23 protein-coding genes and 1 pseudogene are annotated in these 22176 nt (G+C 73.1%); 11 read left to right on the top strand and 13 right to left on the bottom strand.

What is annotated here, in order from left to right; translation table 11 throughout:
• Positions 1 to 31: 31 nt before the first annotated feature.
• The gene (locus ABT158_RS13985; protein WP_352353114.1) at positions 32 to 1153 is read right to left on the bottom strand and encodes an erythromycin esterase family protein; all 1122 of its coding nucleotides are present in this window, start codon (positions 1151 to 1153) and stop codon (positions 32 to 34) included.
• Positions 1150 to 1737, bottom strand: coding sequence for an NADPH-dependent FMN reductase (locus ABT158_RS13980; RefSeq protein WP_352353113.1), 588 nt, complete (start codon positions 1735 to 1737; stop codon positions 1150 to 1152). The genes ABT158_RS13985 and ABT158_RS13980 overlap by 4 nt, the downstream gene beginning before the upstream one ends.
• Positions 1738 to 1840: 103 nt before the next feature.
• Here ABT158_RS13980 and ABT158_RS13975 point away from each other — a divergent pair, with 103 nt between their 5' ends.
• Entirely contained in the window at positions 1841 to 2497 is a 657-nt protein-coding gene (locus ABT158_RS13975) for a TetR/AcrR family transcriptional regulator (RefSeq protein WP_352353112.1), read from the top strand.
• A 43-nt stretch (positions 2498 to 2540) separates the two neighbouring features.
• A complete protein-coding gene (locus ABT158_RS13970; RefSeq protein ID WP_352353111.1) occupies positions 2541 to 3047 on the top strand; it encodes an NUDIX hydrolase in 507 nt (168 codons plus the stop codon).
• A 48-nt stretch (positions 3048 to 3095) separates the two neighbouring features.
• On the opposite strand, the gene ABT158_RS13965 is transcribed toward ABT158_RS13970, so the two are convergent.
• Both ABT158_RS13965 and sigJ read right to left on the bottom strand, forming a co-directional pair.
• On the bottom strand, positions 3096 to 4253 hold the full coding sequence (locus ABT158_RS13965) for an NAD(P)/FAD-dependent oxidoreductase (RefSeq protein ID WP_352353110.1): 1158 nt from the start codon (positions 4251 to 4253) through the stop codon (positions 3096 to 3098).
• A 65-nt stretch (positions 4254 to 4318) separates the two neighbouring features.
• Entirely contained in the window at positions 4319 to 5185 is an 867-nt protein-coding gene (gene sigJ, locus ABT158_RS13960; protein WP_352353109.1) for an RNA polymerase sigma factor SigJ, read from the bottom strand.
• 386 nt (positions 5186 to 5571) lie between these two features.
• Here sigJ and ABT158_RS13955 point away from each other — a divergent pair, with 386 nt between their 5' ends.
• Complete coding sequence (locus ABT158_RS13955; RefSeq protein ID WP_352353108.1) at positions 5572 to 5937, top strand: hypothetical protein; 366 nt, start codon at positions 5572 to 5574, stop codon at positions 5935 to 5937.
• A 163-nt stretch (positions 5938 to 6100) separates the two neighbouring features.
• Positions 6101 to 6661 (top strand): annotated as a pseudogene (locus ABT158_RS13950) (FAD-dependent monooxygenase); the annotation flags it as partial.
• 276 nt (positions 6662 to 6937) lie between these two features.
• Here ABT158_RS13950 and ABT158_RS13945 read toward each other — a convergent pair.
• Positions 6938 to 7942, bottom strand: coding sequence for a lytic transglycosylase domain-containing protein (locus tag ABT158_RS13945; RefSeq protein ID WP_352353107.1), 1005 nt, complete (start codon positions 7940 to 7942; stop codon positions 6938 to 6940).
• Positions 7943 to 8094: 152 nt separating this feature from the next.
• On the opposite strand from ABT158_RS13945, the gene ABT158_RS13940 reads away from it, so the two are divergent.
• Positions 8095 to 8574, top strand: a complete 480-nt coding sequence (locus ABT158_RS13940) for an STAS domain-containing protein (RefSeq protein WP_352353106.1) — start codon at positions 8095 to 8097, stop codon at positions 8572 to 8574.
• Between the two features lie 36 nt (positions 8575 to 8610).
• Here ABT158_RS13940 and ABT158_RS13935 read toward each other — a convergent pair whose 3' ends face one another.
• From ABT158_RS13935 to ABT158_RS13925, 3 genes are read right to left on the bottom strand one after another with little or no spacing between them, the layout of a single operon-like run.
• The gene (locus ABT158_RS13935) at positions 8611 to 8979 is read right to left on the bottom strand and encodes an STAS domain-containing protein (RefSeq protein ID WP_352353105.1); all 369 of its coding nucleotides are present in this window, start codon (positions 8977 to 8979) and stop codon (positions 8611 to 8613) included.
• Positions 8976 to 10079, bottom strand: coding sequence for a cobalamin B12-binding domain-containing protein (locus ABT158_RS13930; protein ID WP_352353104.1), 1104 nt, complete (start codon positions 10077 to 10079; stop codon positions 8976 to 8978). The genes ABT158_RS13935 and ABT158_RS13930 overlap by 4 nt, the downstream gene beginning before the upstream one ends.
• Positions 10076 to 11653: a PP2C family protein-serine/threonine phosphatase gene (locus tag ABT158_RS13925; protein WP_352353103.1), complete on the bottom strand. Its 1578-nt coding sequence runs from the start codon at positions 11651 to 11653 to the stop codon at positions 10076 to 10078. Before ABT158_RS13925 ends, ABT158_RS13930 begins: the two co-directional genes overlap by 4 nt.
• Before the next feature lie 125 nt (positions 11654 to 11778).
• Between ABT158_RS13925 and ABT158_RS13920 the strand changes: the two genes are divergently transcribed.
• Both ABT158_RS13920 and ABT158_RS13915 read left to right on the top strand, forming a co-directional pair.
• A complete protein-coding gene (locus tag ABT158_RS13920) occupies positions 11779 to 12048 on the top strand; it encodes a hypothetical protein (RefSeq protein ID WP_352353102.1) in 270 nt (89 codons plus the stop codon).
• Positions 12049 to 12144: 96 nt separating this feature from the next.
• Positions 12145 to 13437: a hypothetical protein gene (locus ABT158_RS13915; RefSeq protein ID WP_352353101.1), complete on the top strand. Its 1293-nt coding sequence runs from the start codon at positions 12145 to 12147 to the stop codon at positions 13435 to 13437.
• A 39-nt stretch (positions 13438 to 13476) separates the two neighbouring features.
• Here ABT158_RS13915 and ABT158_RS13910 read toward each other — a convergent pair whose 3' ends face one another.
• The 4 genes from ABT158_RS13910 to ABT158_RS13895 are packed head-to-tail and all read right to left on the bottom strand — an operon-like array spanning position 13477 to position 17697.
• Complete coding sequence (locus ABT158_RS13910; protein WP_352353147.1) at positions 13477 to 14220, bottom strand: amino acid ABC transporter ATP-binding protein; 744 nt, start codon at positions 14218 to 14220, stop codon at positions 13477 to 13479.
• 29 nt (positions 14221 to 14249) lie between these two features.
• Positions 14250 to 15158: an amino acid ABC transporter permease gene (locus tag ABT158_RS13905; protein WP_352353100.1), complete on the bottom strand. Its 909-nt coding sequence runs from the start codon at positions 15156 to 15158 to the stop codon at positions 14250 to 14252.
• A 2-nt stretch (positions 15159 to 15160) separates the two neighbouring features.
• Positions 15161 to 16120, bottom strand: coding sequence for an ABC transporter substrate-binding protein (locus ABT158_RS13900; protein ID WP_352353099.1), 960 nt, complete (start codon positions 16118 to 16120; stop codon positions 15161 to 15163).
• A gap of 14 nt (positions 16121 to 16134) precedes the next feature.
• Entirely contained in the window at positions 16135 to 17697 is a 1563-nt protein-coding gene (locus ABT158_RS13895; protein WP_352353098.1) for an amidohydrolase, read from the bottom strand.
• 117 nt (positions 17698 to 17814) lie between these two features.
• On the opposite strand from ABT158_RS13895, the gene ABT158_RS13890 reads away from it, so the two are divergent.
• Together ABT158_RS13890 and ABT158_RS13885 are read left to right on the top strand one after the other, a co-directional pair.
• Positions 17815 to 18690, top strand: coding sequence for a LysR family transcriptional regulator (locus ABT158_RS13890; protein ID WP_352353097.1), 876 nt, complete (start codon positions 17815 to 17817; stop codon positions 18688 to 18690).
• A 112-nt stretch (positions 18691 to 18802) separates the two neighbouring features.
• Positions 18803 to 19978 (top strand): amidase, encoded by a 1176-nt coding sequence (locus ABT158_RS13885; protein WP_352353096.1) that lies wholly within the window; start codon positions 18803 to 18805, stop codon positions 19976 to 19978.
• Between the two features lie 17 nt (positions 19979 to 19995).
• On the opposite strand, the gene ABT158_RS13880 is transcribed toward ABT158_RS13885, so the two are convergent.
• Positions 19996 to 21036 carry an Lrp/AsnC family transcriptional regulator gene (locus ABT158_RS13880; RefSeq protein WP_352353095.1) on the bottom strand — a complete coding sequence of 347 codons (1041 nt, stop codon included), beginning with the start codon at positions 21034 to 21036 and terminating at the stop codon, positions 19996 to 19998.
• 111 nt (positions 21037 to 21147) lie between these two features.
• Here ABT158_RS13880 and cuyB point away from each other — a divergent pair, with 111 nt between their 5' ends.
• Both cuyB and ABT158_RS13870 read left to right on the top strand, forming a co-directional pair.
• Positions 21148 to 21867 carry a cysteate racemase gene (cuyB, locus tag ABT158_RS13875; protein ID WP_352353094.1) on the top strand — a complete coding sequence of 240 codons (720 nt, stop codon included), beginning with the start codon at positions 21148 to 21150 and terminating at the stop codon, positions 21865 to 21867.
• Positions 21868 to 22013: 146 nt separating this feature from the next.
• Positions 22014 to 22166: a hypothetical protein gene (locus tag ABT158_RS13870; RefSeq protein ID WP_352322127.1), complete on the top strand. Its 153-nt coding sequence runs from the start codon at positions 22014 to 22016 to the stop codon at positions 22164 to 22166.
• Positions 22167 to 22176: the final 10 nt, after the last annotated feature.

Genomic DNA, 22176 nt, shown 5'->3' with positions numbered 1-22176 from the left:
ACCTCCGCGTGAGTGGTGAGCCGGCTCGTCTCTACGCCGTCAGCCGGCGCACGGGGGACACCTCGCGCAGGTGGACCAGCACGTCGAACGCGGCGGGCAGGGAGGCGACGGCGAGGTGTTCGGCCGCGTCCCTGGAAGGGTCGTAGACGCCGCTGATGACGCGGACTTTCATCGGGCCGTCCATCCCGCCGGCACGCAGGTCGAGCCAGTGGGCGGCCTGGCCGGTGGCGCCGAGGCGGGCGTCGAGCCAGTCGGAGGGCGGTTCCGGGACGGTGACGGCGCCGAGGTCGCCGTGGTGGAAGCCGATCGCCGCGGAGACGTAGCCGGTGCCGTAGTGATCGCGCAGCACGCTGCCGACGGTGGGCTGGGGGCCGCGTCGATGCGCCAGGCCCAGGGTCGCCGGAGCCGCGGCGGTGTGCGCGATGCCGTCCCAGTAGGCCACGCGGCGGCCGGTCCGGTGCTGGTGGCCGACGATCGTGCCGGCCCAGGTCCGGGCGTCGCCGGCATAGTCGTCGCGGCCGGCGACGCTGCGCCGGTGGAAGTCCGCGATGAGGCGCATGCGCTCCAGGACGGGGTCGCCGGGCAGTTGCTCCACGATCGCGAGGGCGTCGCGGGCGTGTTCGGCGAAGGGGCGGCCCGGGTGCAGGCCTCTGGCCCGCTGCACGTGCTCGTCGATCTCATGTGCGGTACGGATCGGCTCCAGGTGCGCGGCCAGTTCGGCCAGCCGGTGCGGGGCGGCCCGGCGAACGTGCTCCATGACGGCGTCGTAGTCGGCGGGCCGCGCCTGGGCGGGTTTGACGCCGAAGATCCGGACCTGGTCGTCCGGGTGGTCCTCGTTGGAAACGCGGACCCACTCCAGCGCGGCAGCCATCTCAGCGGTGCGCCAGGGCCGCCAGGCGCCGGCCAGCGCGGACGACGCGGTGCCCGCGCCGCCGGTGACGTACGCGTCGAGGGCCGCCCCGACGGAGGCGTCGTCCTGCACGGCCAGCGCACGGAAGCCGTGCCTGCGGACGAGGCGGCGGAAGAGCTGGTCGCGCACCTCGAAGGTCTCGTGGGCGAACCTGGTGGACTCGCCGAGCCCGGCGACGGTCGCGCCGGTGGCGATCGCGTCGGCCAGGTCGTCGAGAGCGGTCTCTGACATCACGGAGGTCATGCCGGAACTCCTTGGCGGATCGGTTCGAGCGCCCGTGACCAGGCGACGACGTCGTTCAGCAGGGCGGTGAGGGCGGCGTGCTGGTGCGGGGCGGGAGTGAGGTCGCCCGGCTCGGTGGGGGCGGAGAAGGTGAAGTCGTGGTGCAGGGACAGCGCCACCTGGCTGCGTACGGTGGCGACCTTCAGCTCGGCCAGGATCAACCGGAGGTGTTCGACCGCGCGGGTCGCGCCGTGCAGGCCGTAGCCGACGAAGCCGGCCGCCTTGTCGTGCCACTCGGCGTAGACGAAGTCCAGGGCGTTCTTCAGGGCGCCGGGGATGGAGTGGTTGTACTCCGGCGTGACGAACACGAACCCGTCGTAGCCGGCGATCGTCTCCGCCCAGCGGACGGTGTGCGCGTTGCCGTACAGGCCGGACGCCGGCGGATGCGGCTCGTCCAGCAGCGGCAGGCCGAAGTCGGCGAGGTCGATGATCTCGAAGCCGGTCGCCGGCTGCTCCCGCGCGGCGACCTCGGCCACCCACTCGGCGACGGCGCGGCCGCGGCGGCCGGGGCGTGTGCTGCCGACCACGATGCCGATCTTGGTCATTGACGTCTCCTTGGTCGAAGGGCGTTACATCGATCGGTGTAGAAGCTACGCCGATCGGTGTAATGAATGCAAGTGTCGGTGTAATCGGCTAGGGTCGGGGAGCGTGACCGAGAGAAGGAAGCCGGTCGGCCAGCCGGACAAGCGCCGGGCGATCATGGCCGGGGCGCTGACCCTGTTCGCCCGCGACGGCTACATGCGCGCCGGGCTCGACGCGATCGCCGCCGAGGCGGGGGTGTCCAACCGCACCATCTACAACCACTTCACCGACAAGGCCGAGTTGTTCCAGGCGGTGATGCAGGAGAGCACGCAACGGGTCGCGGACACCATGGTCGACATCATCGACCGCCACCTGACCAAGGTGATCGATCTCGAACGCGACCTGATCGACTTCGGGCTGGCCTGGCTCGGCGTGCTGACCTCCGACCTGGCCCCGCACTTCGCGCTCATCCGCCAGGTCAACGCCGAGACCGAGCACATCCCGCCGGCCGCGCTCAAGCTCTGGCAGGAGACCGGCCCCGGCCGTACCCGGCGCGAACTGGCCGAACGCCTGCGCCGGATCGCCGAGCGCGGCGCCCTCACGATCGACGACCCCGCTCGCGCGGCCGGGCACCTGATGCTGCTCATCTCCGCCGACAACCTCACCGACCGGGCGGACCTGCACAACGAGGACGCGCTCCGGCAGATGGTCGCCGCAGGAGTTTCCACCTTCCTCTACGGCCATGCGGTCGGACGGGCCGCCGGGAAAGGGGCTTCCGAGTAGCCCGAATGCCGTCTTCGATGTCCAGGTGTCCAAGGAGGGGTGTATGCCGACTTTCGTCCCTGCTCGTGACGGGGAGCGCATGCCCGTGCGTTCGAACGGCCAGGACTGGCTGGTGTCCTGGCACCCGGTCGACGACCCGCAGGAGGGCAGGTCCAACGGCGCCGCCGGGGTCTGCGTGACGGCCGCCGATGAGCTGGTCCTCATCAGTCACGACGGCGAGCACTGGGGTTTCCCCGCCGGGCGGCCCGAAGGAACGGAGACGATCGAGGAGACCCTGCGCCGGGAGATGCTCGAAGAAGCGTGCGTCACGGTCATCGGCAGCCGCCTGCTCGGGTACTCCCGCAGCGAATGCGTGCGCGGGCGCGAACTCGGTCTGGTCCTCGTCCGCTCCTACTGGCGTGCGGACGTCCGGCTTGAGGAATGGGCGCCGGAGTTCGAGATCCGGCACCGGCGGGTGGTTCCGGAGTCCGAGGCGAAGAAGTACGTCCGCGATCCCGACCTGGCCGCGACCCGGATCTCCTTCCGCGCTCTGGACGAAGCCGTCGCCTAGGAGAACGCGGCGGCGCAAGGACCGCCGCGTTCCGGTGGAGGACGGGGGTCAGCCGGCGGTCTCCTCGTCGCGCGGGAAGAAGGGCAGCTCGATGCGTACGCGGTCGGCGGCGGCGAGGATCTTCGCCGCGTCGTCGACCGGCGGGTGGATCGCCTGGTTGATCCGTACCTTGATGTCCTTGCCGTCGGCGCCCGAGGCCATCACCCTGCGGTCCCAGCCCCGGGTGAAGATCCCGCCGGCGTCGCCGAGGTCCAGGCAGGTGACGTACGGGCCGGGGATGAAGTCGCGCGGCGGCACACCGAGCAGGTCGGCCGCCGCGTTGTACCCGGCGACCTTGCCGAGCGGAGTGGCGTGCTGGCACGCCTGCATGACCGTGTGCTCGGCGTCGAACGCCGCCGCCGCGGTGTCCCCGGCGGCGAACACCTCGGGGAGCGCGCGCAGCCACCGGTCCACCGGTATCCGGCCGAGGTGGTCGAGCTCGCCGGAGATCTGCCGGGTGAGCTCGCTGGCCCGCATCCCCACCGACCAGACCACCGCGTCCGCCTCCACCTTGGTGCCGTCGGACAGGACGGCGTACCCTTCGCCGACCTCGGTCACCGTCGTCCCGAGACGGCGTTCGACACCCAGCTCGTCCAGTGCCGCCTCGATCTCCGGACGCGGGCCGGGGCCGAGCTGGTGCGCGACCACCGGCGACCGGTCCACCAGCAGCACCCGGCCCCGGACGGCCAGCGCGGTCGCGGCCTCCAGGCCGGTGAACCCGGCGCCGACGACCACCGCCGTGAAGTCCTCCCGGTCACGCAGGAAGCCGGTGAGCCGCCGGGCCCCGTCGAGGGTGTCGATGTCGAAGAGCCGTTCGGCGCCGGGCAGGTCGCGGGACCGTACCAGCCGGCTGCCTGCCGCCAGCACCAGGCGGTCGTAGCCGATCTCCACGCCGTCGGCCACCACCGTGCGGCGGCCGGTGTCGATCGTGCTCACCGAGGCGCGCAGGTGCCTGACGCCGATCGGCCCGAGGATCCTGCGCAGCTCCACCTTGGCCAGGTCGGGCTCCGGCTCGTACAGGCGTGGCCGCAGCACCAGGTGCTCGTTCGGGGCGATGAGCGTGATGCGCAGGTCAGCGGCGCCGCCCGCCCGTTCGCGTGCCAGCGCCGCGCCCGCCGCGCTCCACACGCCCGCGAAACCGCCACCGATGATCACAACGTGTGCCATTGTGTCGTCCTCTCTCAGTCTCGCCCCTGGTGATCCGGGGGCGGCAGGGAGACAAGACAGCGGGCTCAGATGTGACCGATGTGGGGGAACTTTTCGGGATTGGCCAGTCTGCGCAACGTCGTGATCCGTCCGTCGGCGATCTCCACGGTGTCGAGCCAGACCAGTTCGCCGCCGCGGTAGGTCGCCAGGGCCGGCTGCCCGTTGACCTCGACGATCTGGAACGCGTCGGGACGCCTGATCTCGATCTGCCGGACCGCCAGCAGGGCGATCGTCCCGGCGCCGTGGACCGGCCTGCGCGCGGCGGTCACCCTGCCGCCGCCGTCGGCGACGTAGACGGCCTCGGGGTGCAGCAGCTCGACCAGCTCAGCCAGGTTCCCCGCGTCGGCGGCCGCCTTGAACGCCCTGAGCAGGCGTTCGGTCTCGGCCTTGGACGCCCGGGGCCGCTCCTTGACCGCGGCGACCCGCGCCCGCGCCCGCGAGGCGAGCTTGCGGCCGGCGGCGGGCGTGCTGCCGAGCACCTCGGCGATCCGGGCGAACGGGAAGTCGAAGACGTCGTGCAGCACCAGCGCGACGCGCTCGGCCGGGGTGAGCGTCTCCATGACCACCAGCATCGCGGTGCTCACCGACTCGTCCACGAGCACCTGAGCGGCGGCGTCGGGCACGGTCAGCAGCGGTTCGGGGAGCCAGGGCCCGACGTAGGACTCCCGCCGGACCCGCGCCGACCCGAGCACGCTGTAGGACGCGCGGGCGGCCACGGTCACCAGCCAGGCCCGCAGGTCACGCACGCCGGACAGGTCGGCCGCGGCGGCACGCAGCCAGACCTCCTGCGTCACGTCCTCGGCCTCGGCGACGCTGCCGAGGATCCGATAGGCCGCCCCGAACACGGCGGGGCGATGCGACCGCCAGTCGGCCGGCGCACCGCTCGGCTCCACGCTCCGCCCCCAGCCCTACTCGGATCGGTGTTCGACCGCCGATTCTAGGGTCCTGCCGCGACCAGGGGGCAGACCGGCGTGTGCTTCGCCGATACTCCCGGACCTGGTTGACGCGGTTGGCCGCCCTTCGCAGGCCGGTGGGATGGAAGCCGGCTGTTGAAGTGAATACCAAGAATGACGTGGGGATGGCGTTCAGGAATGTTCTGGAATCGGCATTTCTCTTGCCTCCTCACTGCTCTTTGCCGCGTCGGTCAGGTGCGGCCCTTTTAGCCTGGGCTAAAAGGCATTGTGGCGTGTGTTCCAGGTGGGGCAGGCTCTCCGTCATCGGGGCGAACAGGGCCCGGTGAAATGTCGCCGTGGTTCCGCACGGCCGGAGAGGACGAGAAATGTTCGGAACGGGAAAGCGGACGAGGAAACTGCTCGCCACGGCGGCCGCCACCTGCGCGGCTCTGACGATCGTGGCCACTCCCGGCCCGGCCGCCGCGTCGGCGTCGGCCTGGTGCCAGTCGAGCTACCTGGTCTACAAGTACTGGAAGTCGGACGGCACCATCGGCCGCTGGAGCCAGAACTGCAGTGGTGACCACTCGCTCAATTCCAAGGGTTACAAGCTGGAGCCCGGCGGCTGGTCGGGTTACATCGACTACAGCGATGGCACCTGGGATTACTTCTGTGATTTCCAGGACAAGTGGCTGGGCAAGCGGGTCGTCAATATCACGATGGCCGCCGCGAAGATCGAATACTGCATCAAGTAGTGACGCGGCAGGCGAGCCGGGCGGTCACCTGGTGGGGCGCAGGCCGTCCAGCAACACGGTGAGGTAGGCGTCGGCGAGGGCCGGTGAAGGGGCTGGGCGCGGGCGACGGCCAGGGCGGTCCGGCCGAGAAGCGTCGTGACGACGGCGGGGTCGATGTCGGGGCCTGGACCAGGACGAGCGGGGTGTGCGGGTCGCCTTCGAGCACGCGCCCGCCCGCACGTTCGACCTGGTCGTCGGCGCCGACGGCATGCACTCCCACACGCGGCGGCTGGCCTTCGGGCCGGAGGAGGAGTTCGTCCGGCACAAGGACCACTACTTCGCCTTCGCCGACGCCGACGCCGCGCTCGGGGAGGACCGCTGGGTCACGATGTTCAACACGCCGGGCCGCATGGCCGGCATCTACCGGTCGGGCAACCACACGCGGGCCAAGGCGTACTTCGTCTTCCGCTCGGCGCCGCTGGACTACGACCACCGGGACGTCGCCGAGCACAAGCGGCTGGTGAGCCGGACGTTCGGGGGCGAGACGTCCTGGCGTACCCGGGAGCTGCTCGACTCGGCCCTGGCCGACCCCGGCTTCTCCTTCGACGCGCTGGGCCAGGTGCACATGGACTCGTGGTCGGAGGGCCGCGTCGTGCTCGTCGGCGACGCCGCCTGGTGCGCCTCGCCGGCTTCGGGGGCGGGCGCGGAGCTGGCCCTGGTGGGGGCGTACCGGCTGGCGGGGGAGCTCGCCGCCGCCGGTGGTGATCACCGTGTCGCCTTCGCGCGGTACGAGGCCGTCCATCGTCCGCTGGTGGCCAGGAGGCAGCAGATCGGCCCGAACGTCCGGCTCATGGTGCCGCGAACCGAGGGCGGCCGAGGCGTCCGGGACACCCTGGCCCGCCTCCCGATCCTGAAGGCCATGGGAGCGGTGGAACGCCACGTCCAGACCAGGAACACCCGTCCCTTGCCGGACTACACCCGGTCCGGTAGCGCGGCCGGGAGCAGGCGGTCGGGGGTGGGGTCACTTCGGGCCGGTCAGGCGGCGTTCGCCTGCTGTGGTGAGGACGAAGACCTGCCAGTTGTAGTACGCGTAGTACGCGCGCGGGTCGCGGCGCATCTGCCGGGCGTGCAGGAGGACGGCGTCCACGTACGTCTGGGACGGGTTGTAGGCGTGCAGGGCCCGCCGGTAGTCGCGGGGCGCGCCGCTGGCGTGGAGGTAGTTGGCCGCGCCCATGACGGCGTCCCGGGGGTTCTGGACGTCGCCGCCCAACCCGTACGCGCGCCAGGTCGCCGGCATGAACTGCATGGGGCCCTGGGCTCCGGCGTGGCTGTCGGCGCGGACCCGTCCGAACTTGGTCTCGACGAACATCACCGACGCCAGCACCTCCCATTCCACCCCGAAGCGGCGCTCGGCCCGCTTGAAGTGGCCGAGCAGTTCCGCGGCCGGGCGGGCCGCCTGGACCTTGAACACGGCGGACGGCTTGATGGGCCGGGTCAGGGCGAGCAGTCCGCGCAGGGCGCTGACGTTGTCCTTGGCCTGGGCCGCGAGGGCGGCGGGCAGGCGGGCGAAGGCGCGGTCAGCCAGAGCGCGGTGGCGGGCGGCGTGGCGGTAGAGGCGCTGCTGGTAGAGGGCCAGGAGTTCGACGTCCCGCGGCGGGGCGCCCGTCGAGGGGCGCCAGCGGTCGATGGCGGCGTTCAGGGCGGTGGTCGTGTCGCGGAGGGCCGTCGCCAGGCGGGCGGGGTCGGTGGGGAGCGGCGCGCCGGGGGCGGGGAGCGCCTGGCCGGCGGAGGCGCCGGCGCTCGCCGTCGCCGCCGGGGCGGCGTCCGTCGCCTTCGCGGAACCCGAGGAGGGGACGGAGGACGAGGCGGGGGAGGGTGAGGAGGGGGCGGCGGTCGTGGCCGTGGCGCCGCATCCGCTCGTCCCGGCGACTGCCGAGCTCACCAGCAGGAGACAGGCGAGCGTACGTCCCCGGCCGGTGCGGGGCTTCGGCGGGCGGGCGCGGAACGGGCGTCGGAGGTCGTCCATGGTCGGCCAACCTACCGGCATCACGGCTTCATACCGGACATCTGACCCCGTATCGCTCCAGTGGGCGGCACCCGGCACCTGGGATGCGTACGCTTCTTCCAAGGCGGCGGCGTGGCCGGGGATCGGCCGGGTAGAAGAGGAACCACCGGGAGGTGAGCGGCATCGACGGCGGAGCAGACGAGACGAGCTGGCGAGGGCCCCGGCTGCGGGCGGAGACGAGACAGGCGGACGGGTGCCTGGTCATGGGGTTGAGCGGGGAGCTCGACTTCATGCAGAAACCCGAGTTCCGGCAATGGGCGCTCGGCGTCGTGACCGGCGGCCACGACGACGGGAACAGCGGGAACAGCGGGAACGGCGACAGTGCGGCGCCGATGGTCGTGCTCGACCTCAGGGGCATCGAGTTCTTCGACTCGACAGGGCTGTCCGTCGTCATCGCGCTGTGGCAGCGGGCGCGTGACGCCGGCGGCGATCTGGCCGTGGCCGCGCCGCCGCCGATCTGCGCCAACATGATGCGGCGTACGGGGCTGGCCGACCACATCGCCATGGGCGACACGGTGGCCGCCGCGGTGGCCGGGGCGGCGACCCTGCGCCGCACGAGAGGCGACACCGCCGGCCGGGCCGCGGCCGGCTGAACCGGCCGGCCCGGTCACAGCGGGCGGAAACGGGGGTCAGTCCTGGGTGGAGGAGCGCTGGGTGACGGCGGCCGGGGCGCCGGTGAGGTGCTCGTACGTGCCGCTGACGTCCAGCAGCCGCTCCAGCACCCGGGGGCGCTGCTCCAGGTGCAGCCGGGTGCCGGCCGTCACGGCGTGCTGGTGGATCATCAGCAGCGCCGACAGGCCGCTGGAGTCGCAGAAGTGCAGGCCGTCGAAGTCGAGGTGCAGGTCGGTCAGGCCGCCGTCGGCGAGCGCGGCGAGGGCTGTGGTCAGGAGCTCTCGCGCCGTGTTGTAGTCCAGGTCGCCGGTGATGGCGACGCGCAGCACCCCCGGGTGGGGCGTGGCCTGGACGAGGGTCAGCGGGTCGGGGGCGAAGGCGGTCATGCGATCTTTCCGTGGCCGGGGAGCGGGGTTGCGTCGGTCGGGGAGGCCGCGGCGCGCACGGCGTCGCGCCCGTGGGTGATCAGGGCCGAGGCGCGCGGGAAATCCTCCAGCCGCCTGCCCAGCAGGTCGAGAGCCGGCAGCAGCGTGCCCGCCGGGACGCCGCGCGCGGTCAGGACGCCGGCCGTCCAGGTGAGGAACCGGGTGAACAGCCCGGGGTCGTCCACGTAGAGCGCGGCGGCCAGGAACTCGACGATGTGCAGGATGTCCTCGGCGGTGTGCCGGCGTTGCTGCGGCGTGTAGTCCGCCATCGCCGGGACGCGTTCCTCCAGGCCGCCCATGACGTCCCTGACCAGGCTCCGGGCCGACCGGCTGACCATGGTGTACTCCTGGTCGTCCAGGTGCGGCAGGTCGTCCACGGCCTGGCGCGGGGCGACGGGGCGGGGCAGCGGGCCGGCGGCGAGCCGGTCGGCGGCGGCGGCGCCGTCGGCGGCCCAGGCGTCGGCGCCGAGGAGGCGGGCGTAGAGGCCGTCCGGTCCGAACGCGGCGCCGCCGGCCATCACCGGCGTGCCGGTCGCCTGGCAGGCGGTGATGGCGGCGTGGGCGCCGGGCAGCCGGGTGGGGATGGAGCTGGACAGCGCCACCACGTCGCAGGCCGTGCGGTGGAGGTGGGTGATGAGGTGGGGCGTCGGCACCTGCGCGCCGAGGTAGTCGACCCGCCAGCCGCGCAGCCGCAGTACCTCGGCCAGGATGCGGGCGGGCATGGCGTGCCACTCGCCGTCGATGCAGGCGACGGCGATGCGCCCGAGTGCCGGGCCGTTCGCGGCGGCGGCGCGGGCGGCGGGGTGGTGGGCGAGCGCGGCCAGCACCCGCTCGTTGACGGCGGTGGCGGTGTGCTCCTGCGCCACGGTGATCTGGTTGCTCTCCCACTCCTGGCCGACGCGGGCCTGTACGGGGGCGACCACGTCCAGCAGCAGGGTTTCCAGCGAGATGTCCTGGTCGAGCGCGGCGAGCGCGGCGTCCGTGGCGGCGTACTCGTCGCCGGCGACAGCGGCGTCCCAGAGTTTTTCGCGCCAGGCGGAGAGTCCGTCTGCGTGCGTCATGCGGTGAACCTTCCCCGTCCCTGTCCTCCCACCGCGCTCAGATGTGCCCCGCGCGGCGCGGTGATGGCGATGACGGCCATGTCATCGTGATCGCCACCCCCTACCCACTGGGACGACAACATCTCCACACGTTCCGTGATCGCCTCGGGCGGCATGCCGCCGCACTGCCGCAACTCCTCCTGCAGCCGCTCGTCGCCGAACATCTCGTCGCCGAGCGGGCCGCCCATGGCCTCGGTGATGCCGTCGGTGTAGAGCAGGCAGGTCTCGCCGGGTTCGAGGACCACGGTGTCGGTGACGCTCGTGACGCGTTCGAGCATGCCGATGAGGGTGCCCTTGGTGCTGGCCACGTCGACGCGCCCGTCGCCGCGCACGACGAGCGGCGGCGCGTGCCCGGCGCTGGTGACCCGGAGCAGGACGCGGTTGCCGGCCCGCTGGATCGAGGCCAGGACGAGCGTGACGAAACGGGAACGGTCGCCGCCCTTGATGAGCACGCCGTTGAGCAGTTCGAGCACGCGCTGATGGTCGCCGGCCATCGGCAGCAGGGCCTGCAGGGTGTGCCGGATCTTGCCGGTGAGCACGGCCGCCTCCAGGCCCTTGCCGGCCACGTCGCCGAGCACCACCAGCGACTCCTGGCCGGGCTCGGCGGGCGGGTGGAGGTCGTAGAAGTCGCCGCCGACGCGGGCGGTGTGCTCCGAGGGACGGTAGCGGGCGGCGACCTCGACGCCGTGCAGGCTCCGCGCGCGGGGCGGCAGGAGCTCGCGCATGAGGGTCTCGGTGATGCCGGCCTGCTCGGCGTACAGGCGGGCGGCCGACATCGCGGCCCCCGCGCGGGCCGCGAACAGCCGCGCGAAGACCTCCTCGCCGTCGGAGAAGGACGCCTGGCCGCTGCCGCGCAGCAGCACGAGCGCCCCGGCCGGGACGCCGTGGCCGGGCAGCGCGGTCACCACCATCGAGCCGATCTCGTCGAGCCCGTCGCGGGCCAGCCAGCCGGGGGCGGCGGCGGGGTCGATCCAGCGGGAGGGCAGCGGCGGGTAGCCCTGCAGCGCCTCGGCCAGACCCGGCACGGCCTCGGGATCGACGGCCAGCTCCTCGCGGACGACGACGCCGTCCGGCCCGCAGTACGCGATGGGGTGCCGGCGCCGGTAGGGCGGCAGGATGACCAGCGCGGCGTCGGCCAGGTGGCGGGCGGCCAGCCGGGCGGTCACCTCCAGGCAGCGGTCGAGGTTGAGCGAGGACAGCAGTTCGCTGGAGGCCTTGTCGAGGAACGACGTCCGCTCGCGTTCGAGGTGCAGGGCCTGGGTGGCGCGGTCGAGGTCGGTGGTGTCGGCCAGCCACCAGGCGATCACGTCGCCGTCGCGGACCGGACGCGCCTCGAACGTGGCCGCCCCGATGGAACCGCGCACGGGAAGGACAGTCTCGGGAAGGGCGACGTCAGGGAGAGGGGTGGTGGCGGTGTGGGCGCGGGAGAGCCAGGCGGGAGCGCTGTCCACCAGCGCCGCGCCGGGGACCGCCCCGGGCAGCAGCCGCAGCGCCGCGTCGTTGGCCTGGACGATGACACCCGCGGTGTCCACCACCAGAACCGGGTAGGGGGCGCCACGCCACACGGCCCCGGTCTCGTCCTGTCCCGGACTGCTCGTCAGACCTCTCAAAACAACGAGCCCGCCGCGACGGGCCCTGCCTCCCTGAATCGTGGTTGCTTGTGCACCTTCTTCTCCCCACTGTAGCCGAGGCCCGCCCACCGCCCCAGCCGCGGACGGCCCGGCCGAGCGGGGCGGTGCTCGGTTGCGCGCCGGGCCCCGCAGACGCGGCGGACGCGACCGCCGGCGCGGCGGCGTACGTGGTGCGCGGCAAGGTGGTGAACTCGGCCGGCCGGTCCAGGACGATGACCCCGGTCGGCCCGCAGGTCACCGCCGACTTCGAGCAGAGCGGGACCAACCAGCGGATCAGGCTGGAGGTCAGGTTCGGCTGAACCGGCCGAGCCGCGAAGGGGCGGACACGGTGGGCGGCGGACCGATATAATGATCATGCATCCCGGCGGGCAGGCGCTCCCGGGATCTTGCATGTCATGTCCTCCACACCTCATCGCACGCTGCTCGCCGCGGCCGTCCCGCTGTTCCTGTCCATGAGCGCCGGGATCGTCGCCCAGCTGGTCACCACTTCCCTCCTCGGCCGCCAGGCCACGGCCCAGCTGGCGGCCTTCGCGCTGGTCAACGCTGTGCTCACCCCCGTGACGGCCGCGGTGTCGGGCGGTCTGCGGGGGATGGCGCCGTTCGTCGCCGCCTGCCGGGATCGTCCGGCGGAGGCGCTGCTCGTCCTGAAGGACGCGCGGTGGCTCACCGCCGGTCTCGGCGCGGCCGGCGCGGGGGTCATGCTCGGCGTCCCGGTGATCGCGCGGATCGGCGGGGCGCCGGGCGAGGTGGTGGCCGAGTTCGGGGCGTTGCCGCCGCTGCTGGCGCTCCAGGTGCTGCTGTACTCGGCGGGCAGCGGCGCCGGCGGCGTGCTGGTCGCGCTCGGACGCGGCCGCCTGGTGCTCTGGTCGAGCCTGTCGAGCACGGCCACGGGGGTGGTGTTGCAGCTCGCCCTGGTGCCGCGGATGGGCGTCCAAGGGAGCGGGGTGGCGCTGGTGGCGTCCACCGCCGTGGCCGTGGCCGTGTCCAACACGCTGCTGCTGCGCCTGCCCGAGCTGGCCGGGCGGTCGCCGTGGCCGGGCCGCCCGCGGTGGCGGGAGATCCTGCGGATGGCGCGGGTGGGCGTCCCGATGTCGGCCACGCTCGTCCTGAAGTTCGCGGTCATGGGCGGGGTGACGTACGCCGCCGCCCGGACCGGGGCGCAGGGGGCGGCCGCGCACGCGATCCTGCTGTCGCTGCACGGATTCCTCGGGCTGGCCGCCGTCGCGGTCGCGCAGGCCGCGACGCCGGAGATCGCCAGGGCGGCCCTGCCGGGCGAGGCCCGCAGGCTGAACCGGGCGGCCCTGACGATCGCCGCCGCCGGTGTGCTGGCCGGCGGGCTGGTGCTGGTCCTGCTGGGGAAGGCGGTGCTCGGGCTGTTCACCTCGGACGCCGCCGTGCTCGCCGTCGCCGTCGGGCTGGTGCCGTTGTCGGTGGTGCACGCCCTGGCCGACCACTGCGCGATCGTGATGTCGGCCGGGCTGACGGCGCTCAGGCGGTCGTCCTGGACGCTGGGGTCGGCCGTGCTGGGGAACGGCCTGCTGGCGTCCGTGGCGGGTCCGGCGGCGGGGGCGTGGGGGCTGCGGGGCCTGTGGCTGGCGTTGATCGCGGGTTCGCTGCTCGTCGTCGCGACGCAGACGGCCGGATTCCTGCACTACAGCGCGCGCCAGCAGGAGTTCAGCGCGCGCTAGAAGGGGGAAGGGGGCTCCGGCGGGCGGAGCCCCCTCGCGTCAGGGGCGGTCCTGGGTCAGGACGCTGGACAGGAACGCCCTGGTCCGCTCGTGCCCCGGGTTGGCCAGCAGCTCGGCCGGCGGGCCGCTCTCGACCACGACCCCGTCGGCGAAGAAGGCCAGCCGGTCGCCGACCTCCCTGGCGAAGGCGATCTCATGGGTGACCACGACCATCGTCATGCCGTCGGCGGCCAGGCCGCGCATGACCTCCAGCACCTCGTCCACCAGCTCGGGGTCGAGCGCGGACGTGGGCTCGTCGAACAGCATCAGCTCCGGGCTCATCGCCAGCGCCCTGGCGATGGCGACCCGCTGCTGCTGGCCGCCGGAGAGCTGGTGGGGCCGCTTGTGCGCGTGCGCGGCCAGGCCGACGCGCTCCAGGTGCTCCATCGCGGTCGCCCGCGCCCGCTCCGCCGAGACCCCGAGGACGTGGACGGGGGCGCAGGCCACGTTCTCCAGGGCGCTCTGGTGGGCGAACAGGTTGAACCGCTGGAACACCATGCCGATCCGGCGGCGGAAGACGGCGAACTCCTTGGGCGTCCACGGCCGGTAGCGGCCGTCGCGCAGGCTGTGCCCGACCTCCTCGCCGAGCACCCGCAGGCTGCCGCCGAGCACCGGCTCCAGCCCGTTGACGCAGCGCAGGAAGGTCGACTTGCCCGATCCGGACGGCCCGATCACGCAGCTCACCTCGCCCGGCGCGACGGTGAAGTCGACGCCGTTGAGCACCTGCGTGTCGCCGAAGCCCATGCGCACGCCCGTGGCGTGCACGACGGGGCTCACGCCGCCGCCTTCGGCAGGATCCGGGCCGCGAGCCCGCCGCCGCGGACCAGCCGTACGGCCTCGGAGCCGAACCGGCGTTCCAGGCGGCCCTGGAGGAAGGTCGCGACGGCGGTCATCAGCATGTACCACAGGCTCGCCACGATGAGCAGCTCCATGATCAGGTTGTTGGCCTTGTAGATCTGGCTGGCGTTGGTCATCAGGTCGTGCCCGGCCACCACGTAGACCAGCGAGGTGGTCTTCAGCATGGAGATGAACTCGTTGCCGGTGGGCGGGATGATGATCCGCAGCGCCTGCGGCAGCACGATCACGCGCATGCGCTTGGCCGGGGTCATGCCCAGCGCGTACGCGGCCTCGGTCTGGCCGTGGTCGACGGCCTGGATGCCGGCCCGCACGGTCTCGGCGAAGTACGCCGCCAGGTTCAGCCCGAGCCCCAGCATGGCCGAGGTGAACCCGGTCATCACCTCGTTGGTGTCCCACTTGACGCCGATCATGGTGAACGGCACCTTGAGCACCAGCTCGGGGAACAGGAAGGCCAGGTTGTACCAGAAGATGAGCTGCACCAGCACCGGCGTGCCGCGGAAGAACCAGATGTAGAGCGTGGCCAGCCCGCTGAGCACCGGGTTGTGCGACAGCCGCATGATCGCCACGGCGACGCCGAGCACCAGCCCCAGCACGGTCGCCAGCACCGAGATCTCGATGGTGACCCAGACCCCGGCCAGGATGCGGTCGTTGAACAGGTATTCGGCGACCTTGCCCCAGTCGAGGCGCGGGTTCACCACGACCAGGTAGACCAGCCAGCCGGCGATCGCCGTCACGACGGCCGCGGCCGCCAGGCGGCCCCAGTGGCGCGTCCTGGCGACCGGGACATGCTCCCCGGACGGCCCGGTGAAGGGTTCCGTGCGCATGGTCACTTACCGCCGTTGACGACAGCGGACTGGACGGCCAGCTTGTCCAGGTTCCACGCAGTCAGCAGCTTGGCGTACTCGCCGCCGGTGATGAGGGAGTCGAGCGCGCCCTTCACCGCGTCGACGAGCTCCTTGTCGTCGGGCTTCATGCCGATGCCCCACGGGCTCTCGGTGCCCTCCAGTGCCATCGCCTCGACCTCCAGCTTGGGGTCGGCGGCCTTGCTGGCGGCCACCACGTAGTCGGTGATGGTGGCCTGTGCCCGCCCGCCGGTGACCTGGATCAGAGCCTCCTGGTCGCCGGGGAACTTCAGGATGTTCACGGCCGGCTTGCCGGCCTTCTTGCAGTCGGCGTCGTACTGCTCGGCCAGCTCCATGGACGAGCCGTTGTCGACGACGGACACCGTCTTGCCGCACAGGTCGGCCGGGCCGCCGATCTTGGCCGGGTTGCCCTTCTTGACCAGCAGACCGGCGCCGGCCTGCACGTAGTCCACGAACGTGACCTGCTTCTGCCGCTCCGGCGTGTCGCTCATCGAGGAGATGACGAAGTCGTAGCGGCCGGTGAGCACGCCGGGGATCTGGGAGTTGAACTCCTCGTCGGAGATGGTCACCTTGGCGCCGAGCTTCCTGGCGATGGCCCTGGCCAGCGCCGGGTCGAAGCCGATCGCCGTCTTGCCGTCGCTCGCGTACAGCTCCATGGGCGGGTAGCCGACGGACGTGACGACCTTCAGGCCCTGCGTCTTCAGGCGGGCCGGCGCCTTGGCGGCGAGCGCCTGGTCCGGGGTGATGGCGTTGATCACGTCGGCCGCCTTCTCCTCGGTGGGGGCCTGGTCGAGCGTGACCGCCGCCGCGCCGCCGTCCGCGGGGGCGGCCTTGCCGCCGTCGTCCAGGGACTGGGCGCCGCACGCGGTGGTGGCGGCCAGCAGCGCGCCGGCGGCGAGGGCGGAGAGAGTGCGGATGTTCACGAGGGGGTGCTCCTTCAGGATCGCTGCCAGCGGACTTCGCCGCCGACGACGGTGGTGAGGACCTGGGTGCGCAGCACCGCCGCCGGCGGCTCCAGGTACGGGTCGGTGTCCACGGCGATGAAGTCGGCGAGCATGCCGGGCGCGAGCACGCCCTTGCGGTCCTGCTCGCCGGCCGCGTACGCGGCGCCGAGGGTGTGCGCGGTGATCGCCTCGGCCATGCTCAGCCGCTGCTCGGGCTGCCAGCCGCCGGCGGGCGTGCCGTCCTGCCGGGTACGGGTGACCGCGGCGTACAGGGCGGCCCACGGGTCGGGGCTCTCCACCGGCGCGTCGGAGCCGAAGGCCAGCGCGACCCCGGCGTTGAGCATGCCTCGCCAGGCGTAGGAGGCCAGGTCGTGGCCGGCGAGCAGCGAGTCCACCAGGGCGATGTCGGTGGTGCAGTGCACCGGCTGCATCGAGGCGACGACGCCCAGCCTGGCCATCCTGGTCAGGTCCTGGGGGCGCAGGTGCTGGGCGTGCTCAATGCGGTGCCGCAGGCCGGCGGTGGGCCCGATCGCCTCGTAGGCGTCGAGGACCAGCCGGTTGGCGCGGTCGCCGATGGCGTGCGTGGCGACCGCGATGCCGGCCGCCGCCGCCTTGCTGAAGATCCGCACGAGGTCTTCGTACGGGGTGACCGCGATGCCGGTGTTGTCGTGCTCACCGGCGAACGCCTCGTGCATGTGGCAGGTGTGCGAGCCGAGCGCGCCGTCGCTGAACACCTTGACCGGCCCGGTGCGGACCCAGTCGTCGCCCTGGCCGGTACGGCGGCCCTCGGCGATGGCGGCCTCCAGGGCGACCGTGGGGATCGCCTTGTGCACGCGGATCTTCAGCTCGCCGGCGTCGCGCAGCTCCAGGTAGGCGGCCCGGCAGTCCTCGCCGTCGATGTCGTGCACGCTGGTCAGCCCGAACGACAGCAGCTCCTCCTGGCCGGCGCGCAGCAGGTCGCGCAGGTCGCCGGAGACCATGAGTGCGCGCAGCGGGTAGGAGGCGGACTCGCGCAGGATGCCGGTGGGCTCCCCGTACGCGTCCCTGACGATCTCGCCGCCGACCGGGTCGGGGGTGGAGGCGTCGATCCCGGCCATCCGCAGGGCGGCGGAGTTGGCCCAGACGGTGTGGCCGTCGACGTTGGGCAGCGCCACCGGCAGGTCGGGGCAGACCGAGTCGAGGGCCTTGCGGTCGGGCTGGACCGGCGGGTTCCAGATGTTGCTGTTCCACCGGCCGCCGAACAGCCACGCGCCCGGCCGCAGGGTCGCCGCGTGCTCGGCCACCTTGGCCAGGGCCTCGTCCAGGGAGCGCACGTCGCGCAGGTCGACCGCGCCGAGGCTCTGGGCGTACTGGGCCGTGTGGATGTGGGCGTCGTACAGGCCGGGCAGCACGGCGGCGCCGTCGAGGTCCACCAGCTCGGCTCCCGGGCCCGCCGCCGCGCGCACGTCGGCCTCGGTTCCGACGGCGACGATCAGCTCGCCGTCCACGGCCATGGCCTGGGCGGCGGGGGCGCCGTTGGTGCCGGTGCGAATGGTGGCGTTGCGGTATACGCGCATGTCATGGATCTCTCAGGGGTTTGGGGTGGGGTGGTGCGGCTCACTGTAGAAGTGGCGGAAAGAAGTAGGAAGCGATATAAACACGACATTTAGCAGCGCTGAGGGCAAGGAACGCTTATGCTCAAGCCAGAACATCTGCGCACACTGCGTGAGGTCGTGCGTCTGGGGTCGTTCGCGGCGGCGGCGAACCGGCTCGGTTACACCTCCTCGGCCGTCTCCCAGCAGATGGCCGCCCTGGAACGGGAGACCGGCGTGCGGCTGTTCGACCGCTTCGCCCACAGCGTGCTGCCGACCAGCGCGGCGGAGGTGCTGGCCAGGCAGGCCGAGACCGTGCTGGCCGACATCGAGCGCATGGTGGCCACCGTCCAGGCGGTCCACCGCAACAGCGAGCCGCAGATCCGGCTCGGGCTGTTCCCCAGCTTCACCGGCGTGCTGGCCGACGTCATGCGGCGGATGGAGCCGGAGGACCGGGCCGGGATCCGGCTGTCGGTCGCCGAGTCGTCGCAGCTCATCGCCCGTCTGGGCAGCGGCGGCGAGATGGACGCCGCGGTGGTCTACCAGGTCGGCAACACCGGGCTGTCGTGGCCGTCGGTGCTGAACAGGCGGTGGATCGCCGAGGACCGGTACCGGCTCGTCCTGCCCAGGCTCTGGCCGGACCTGTCGCCGTACCGGGCCGAGCAGCTCGTGGACCTGCCGTGGATCATGCACCATCCGGCCAGCAGCGACGCCACCCTCTTCGAGGCCCTGTTCGCCCACTGGAGCCTGCACCCGCGGGTGGTCTGCCACTCCGACGACTTCAAGATCACGCTGTCGCTGATCGGCGCCGGCGTGGGCGCGGCCCTCATCCCCGACCTCGCGCTGCGCGGCCACGGCGAGGACGTCGTGGTGGTCGACGTGCCGTGGCTCAACATCAGCCGCAGCATCTTCACCCTGGTCCACCCCGACCGCGAGACCGCCCGCCTGCAGTGGCTGCTGGACGAGCTGACCGTCTGAACCGCCTCTCGACGCGGCCGGGGCCCATCTGCCAGCATGTGCCGGATCATCCCCCCGGGCCGCGGCCACCTGGCGTCGCCGTGCCCGCGCAAGGCTAAGGAGATCCTCCACCGTGGAACGCGAGGCGGCGATCGCCCAGTCCGCCGAGGCAATCCGCCTCCACAGCGGGCACCACATCCTCATCGAGGCCGGCCCCGAGCCCGTCCTCGACCGCCTCGGGCGCGCCGGCCGCCGCACGCCGGACGGCCCCCTGCGGAACTGGACGTACGTCGTCAAGGACATGATCGACGTGGCCGGCCTGCCCACCACCCGCGGCTCCGCCCTGTACGGCGCCGAACCGGCCCTGACCGACGCCCGCTGCGTCGAGCTGCTGGACGCGGCCGGCGCGCTGCTGGTCGGCAAGGCGAACATGCACGAGTTCGCCTGGGGCGTGACCAGCGAGAACCCGCACTGGGGCGACGTCGGCAACCCGCGCCACCCGCACCTGACCCCCGGCGGTTCGAGCGGCGGCACCGCCGCGGCGCTCGCGGCCGGGATCGCCCGGTTCGGGCTCGGCACCGACACCGGCGGCTCGGTGCGCATGCCCGCCGCCTGCTGCGGCGTGGTCGGCCTGCGCCCGCGCTCGGGGGCCGTGCCCGCCGCCGGGGTGGCGCCGCTCGCCCCGGCCTTCGACGTGGTCGGCCCGATGACCACCTCCGTCGCCGACTGCGCCCGCGTCTGGCAGGCGCTGACCGGCGAGGCCGTCGAGCCGCCCGACTCGCTGGCCGGGCTGGTCGTGGGTGTCGCGGAGGGCTGCGACCAGGCCGGGGACTTCGCCGAGCTGGGCGCGCGGCTGCGCGAGGTGGCCCTGCCCGCCGAGGTGCTGGAACCGTACTGGACGATCGTGGGCGCGCAGGCGCGCCGGACCCACGAGGGCACCTTCCCCGAGTGCGCCGCCCGCTACAGCCCCGGGGTACGGGCCAAGCTGGCCGCCGCCGGCGGCGTCGGCCACGAGGAGTACCGGCGGGCCGTCGAGCGGCTGGCGGCGCTGCGGGCCGCGTTCGCCGCCGCCGTCGAGGGCATCGACCTGCTGGTCATGCCGACGCTCGGCGCCCCCGCGCCCCGGGTCGGCTGCGACGAGGCCCGGGTGCGCGGCGAGGTCGGCCGGATCACCGCGACGGTGTCGGCGCTCGGCCTGCCCGCCCTGGCCGTCGGCGACCTGCAGCTCGTCGCCACCAGCGAGGCCGCCGTGCTCCGGGCGGGGACGTGCAGGGAGGCCCGCGGCGGGACGATCCCCGAGCCCCGCTGACCCCGAGGATCCGCTGGTCAGGCCGCCCGGGGCAGGCTCCACGGATCCACCGGCACCACCTCGGCGCACCGGCCGTACGGGTCGAGCAGCCGCCCGTACAGCTTCGACTGGCGCAGCACGATCTGCCGGTCGGCCACGGTCACGTGCGGGAAGCGCTCCTCCAGCCGCACCACCAGCGGATGCAGGTCGGCCACGCCGTGCAGGCCCACCGTCAGCAGCATGTTGCGCGGCCCGGCGAGCGCCGCGCACGTACGCGTCTCCGGCCAGCCGAGCAGCGCCCGGCCGGTCTCCTCCAGCAGCGCGTCGGGCATCCGCAGCCACAGCAGCGCGGCCGAGTGCCAGCCCGCGTGCGAACGTGCCAGGTCGCAGCGGAAGTCGAGGTCGCCGGTGGCCACCAGCCTGGTCAGCCGGCGCTGCACCGTCCGCTCGGACGTGCCCACCGCCCTGGCCAGCTCGGCGTAGGGCGCGCGGCCGTCGGGCAGCAGGGCGGTGAACAGCCGCCGGTCGATCTCGTCCATCTCCCTGGTCGACTCCGGCGCGGCCGGCCGCCTGGCCAGGGCGGCGGCGGTGCGCGGCGGCAGCACCCGCAGCCGCCAGCGGCACGACGCCTCGAACACCCGCGTGGCGACGTGCGTGCGGACCTTGGCCACGCCCGGCACCCGGGGCAGCGCGGTGAGCACGTGGTCGGCCAGGGCCGGCATCGACGGGGCCACGGCGATCACGAACAGGTCGTGCCCGGCGGCGACGTGCTGGACGGTGATCAGGTGGCGCTCCCGCGCCAGCGCCGCCGCGACCTCGGCCGCCGCGCCGGCCGCGCAGTCGATCTCCAGGAACGCCATGCTCAGCGCGTGCATCTGGCGGGGGCCGAGGGCGACCGTGGTCCACGCCTCGCCGGTGCTCGTGAGCCGCTGCCAGCGCCGCGCCGCCGTCACCGGGTCGGCCCCGACGGCCGCCCCCACCTCCACCCAGCTCGCCCGCGGACTGATCTGCAGGGCGTCGATGAGCTCAAGGTCGGACTCGGCCAGCAACGACGGCGGCTGCACGCCGGAATCCTGCACTGATCCTCCCCTGATGTCCGATTGCTGCGTTCCAGCGGTCGGGACACCCTATACCGGGATCCTGGGCCCCGACCGCCGTCAGGCGCAGCCATCGGGAAGGGAGACCCGCGGATGACCTCGCTCGGCCGGGCCAGGATGGTCGGCGTGCTGGGCGGCATGGGCCCGGCCGCCACCGTCGACTTCTACGGCAAGCTCGTGGAGGAGACCGCCGCCACCGGCGCGATCGGCGACCAGGAGCACGTGCCGGTCGTCATCTGGGGCGACCCCCGCGTCCCCGACCGGTCGACGAGCCTGCTCGGGCAGGGCGAGGACCCGACCCCGCAGTTGCGGCACGGCGTCGGGGCGCTCAGACGGGCCGGGTGCGAGGTGCTGGCGGTGCCGTGCAACACCGCGCACGCGTTCGTGCCGCGCCTGGCCGAGGAAGCCGGGCTGGAGCTGGTCAGCATCGTCGAGGTCACCGCCGCCGCCCTCGCCGCCGACGGCGTCCGCGCCGCCGGGCTGCTGGCCACCACCGGCACGCTCCGCGCCGACCTGTACGGCCCCGCGCTGCGCCGGCACGGCGTGACCCCGATCGAGCCGGACGAGCCCGGCCAGCGCGAGGTCATGGCCGCCATCGCCGCCGTCAAGGGCGGCCGCGCCGGCCGCGAGCACGCCGACGCGCTGGCCGCGCAGGCCCGGTCGATGGCCGCGCGCGGCGCGCGGCGCGTGGTGGCGGCGTGCACGGAGGTGCTGCTCGCCCTGGACCCGGCCACGGTCCCGGTCCCCGTCGTGGACCCGGCCCGCCTGCTGGCCCGCGAGGTCGTCCGCGTGGCGCTGGCCGCGCGCGCCTGAACCGGACTTCTTTCACTTCCGCCTCTCAAGTCACATCCAAGCCACTTCCAATCTCCGGATGGTGGGCTTGGCGCATGAGCTGAGGACGTGCCCGCACGTCCGCGAGCCGGGGGGCTCGCAGCTCGATGTGAAGGGAGGTTACGACCATGAGCAAGAAGATCGTGAGTCTGGACGATCTGGGTGACGAACTGGCGGTGATCGAGGAGGCCGATCTCGGCCTCGTCGCGGGCGGCATGCCGATGCAGCGCTGCTACGGCACCAACGGCAACCCGCCCACCGACTGGGTCTCCGACTACTGACAGAGACGAT

It is taken from the genome of Nonomuraea sp. NPDC001636 (genome assembly GCF_040298265.1).
Classification (GTDB): domain Bacteria; phylum Actinomycetota; class Actinomycetes; order Streptosporangiales; family Streptosporangiaceae; genus Nonomuraea.
The sequence above is the reverse complement of the archived record's forward strand: the minus strand, read 5'-3'. Positions and strand labels throughout refer to the sequence as shown.

What these genes read in the sequence shown, in the direction of transcription:
- cuyB (WP_352353094.1), top strand. Translation starts at nt 21,148, where the DNA reads ATGACCTCGCTCGGCCGGGCCAGGATGGTCGGCGTGCTGGGCGGCATG.
- ABT158_RS13985 (WP_352353114.1), bottom strand. Translation starts at nt 1,153, where the DNA reads ATGACCTCCGTGATGTCAGAGACCGCTCTCGACGACCTGGCCGACGCG.
- ABT158_RS13930 (WP_352353104.1), bottom strand. Translation starts at nt 10,079, where the DNA reads ATGACGCACGCAGACGGACTCTCCGCCTGGCGCGAAAAACTCTGGGAC.
- ABT158_RS13870 (WP_352322127.1), top strand. Translation starts at nt 22,014, where the DNA reads ATGAGCAAGAAGATCGTGAGTCTGGACGATCTGGGTGACGAACTGGCG.
- ABT158_RS13895 (WP_352353098.1), bottom strand. Translation starts at nt 17,697, where the DNA reads ATGCGCGTATACCGCAACGCCACCATTCGCACCGGCACCAACGGCGCC.
- ABT158_RS13910 (WP_352353147.1), bottom strand. Translation starts at nt 14,220, where the DNA reads ATGGGCTTCGGCGACACGCAGGTGCTCAACGGCGTCGACTTCACCGTC.
- ABT158_RS13945 (WP_352353107.1), bottom strand. Translation starts at nt 7,942, where the DNA reads ATGGACGACCTCCGACGCCCGTTCCGCGCCCGCCCGCCGAAGCCCCGC.
- ABT158_RS13980 (WP_352353113.1), bottom strand. Translation starts at nt 1,737, where the DNA reads ATGACCAAGATCGGCATCGTGGTCGGCAGCACACGCCCCGGCCGCCGC.
- ABT158_RS13905 (WP_352353100.1), bottom strand. Translation starts at nt 15,158, where the DNA reads ATGCGCACGGAACCCTTCACCGGGCCGTCCGGGGAGCATGTCCCGGTC.
- ABT158_RS13935 (WP_352353105.1), bottom strand. Translation starts at nt 8,979, where the DNA reads ATGACCGCCTTCGCCCCCGACCCGCTGACCCTCGTCCAGGCCACGCCC.
- ABT158_RS13890 (WP_352353097.1), top strand. Translation starts at nt 17,815, where the DNA reads ATGCTCAAGCCAGAACATCTGCGCACACTGCGTGAGGTCGTGCGTCTG.
- ABT158_RS13955 (WP_352353108.1), top strand. Translation starts at nt 5,572, where the DNA reads ATGTTCGGAACGGGAAAGCGGACGAGGAAACTGCTCGCCACGGCGGCC.
- ABT158_RS13965 (WP_352353110.1), bottom strand. Translation starts at nt 4,253, where the DNA reads ATGGCACACGTTGTGATCATCGGTGGCGGTTTCGCGGGCGTGTGGAGC.
- ABT158_RS13915 (WP_352353101.1), top strand. Translation starts at nt 12,145, where the DNA reads ATGTCCTCCACACCTCATCGCACGCTGCTCGCCGCGGCCGTCCCGCTG.
- ABT158_RS13970 (WP_352353111.1), top strand. Translation starts at nt 2,541, where the DNA reads ATGCCGACTTTCGTCCCTGCTCGTGACGGGGAGCGCATGCCCGTGCGT.